We start from the raw sequence: 222 nt of genomic DNA on the forward strand, positions 1-222 counted from the left end.
GAGAAGACAATCTTCGCGTTGTTGAAGTGTGCTTCGCGGCCCAGGTTGAAGCCTGCCGCAAAAGGTTTGGCGAAAGCCACGTAAGAGATCGTGCCGCCGTAGGCGAGTCCGCGCAGCGCAGATTGCAGCGCATCTGCAAAGCCGCTGGTTTCGATGATCACATCCGCGCCCTGCTTGCCGGTCAGTTTCTTAATTTCAAGACCGACATCGGTACCGATTGGG

At 56.8% G+C, this 222-nt stretch carries 1 protein-coding gene; it reads right to left on the reverse strand.

Translation table 11 applies throughout. From position 1 onward, the window contains the following. On the reverse strand, positions 1-222 hold a 222-nt coding region (locus RRF55_RS28730), incomplete at both ends, for a zinc-binding dehydrogenase (protein WP_439419406.1).

This window comes from Klebsiella sp. K47 (assembly GCF_051858335.1).
GTDB classification, from domain to species: Bacteria; Pseudomonadota; Gammaproteobacteria; order Enterobacterales; family Enterobacteriaceae; genus Klebsiella; species Klebsiella pneumoniae.